General features: G+C 73.3%; 1 protein-coding gene. It reads right to left on the bottom strand.

Annotated features, from left to right (window positions below; genetic code table 11):
* Positions 1–115: 115 nt before the first annotated feature.
* A partial coding sequence (locus Sri02f_RS40970) for a bifunctional DNA primase/polymerase (protein ID WP_109006335.1) occupies positions 116–860 on the bottom strand: 745 nt, incomplete at its 5' end.

Genomic DNA, 860 nt, shown 5'->3' with positions numbered 1-860 from the left:
TGACGGGCGGCATCCTTCGGCCCGCCGATGGCCGGCCGGGGCGCGGTCCACCGGGCGGCGTCCGGACCGTCCGGGGCGGCAGTGATGCTCTTCAGGGAGGAGCGGCGAGGGGTGCTCATGCCGTCGCCCCCCTGCGGCTCTGGTTGCGAGCGATGGACCAGTTCAGTGCGCTGCGCAGGGTGGAGCGGCACTCGGCGACGGTGAGGCCGGCCGCCTCCCCCGCCTCCTGAAGAGCCTGCTCAACCGTGTGGCGGGGGAGGTCGCCCCACGCGACGAACCGTCCCAGTGCGCGCGCCGCGCGGAACAACGTCGCTTCGCGCAGACCGAGTTGGGCCGTAGCGACGTTGCGCGTCTCGGCGGTGAGTGCGACGTCCGCGTATCGGCTAGATTGCCCCGGTAAGGCCACCGAAGGGGCCTGAGAGGCCTTGGGAGTGGGCCTGAGGATGCTGTGCAGCCATCCGGGCAGTGGGGCCGCCTCAGAGGCGCACAGCGGCTCGTAGGGTCCGGCGGGGGTGATGGATCCGGCGGCGACGACGTATCCGCCCCAAGCCCGAGTGTCGACCAACTCGCCCACGGTCCCAGCCGTGTTGGTCAGCCGGACCCCGGTCGGGGCGGTGAAGTACAGGTGCTCGCCGCCGCTCGCGGTCCGGGTGCGGTAGGTGGCGGGGACGGCGTGGCCGGCGCGCTCGCAGAGCGCCCCGAAGATTGCCGCGCCGCCAGGCGCGTCCGAACTGCCCTTGTCCTTGGGGACGTCCAAGTCGACGACGACCAGCCCCGACGGGCCGGTGGCGATGCCGACGTTGAACGGGCCGTGCGACCAGGTGGCGCGGATGCGGTCCGGGTCGGTGGTGGCGCGCTCC

The sequence above is a fragment of the Streptomyces rishiriensis genome (assembly GCF_003112535.1).
Classification (GTDB): Bacteria; Actinomycetota; Actinomycetes; order Streptomycetales; family Streptomycetaceae; genus Streptomyces; species Streptomyces rishiriensis.
The sequence above is the reverse complement of the archived record's forward strand: the minus strand, read 5'-3'. Positions and strand labels throughout refer to the sequence as shown.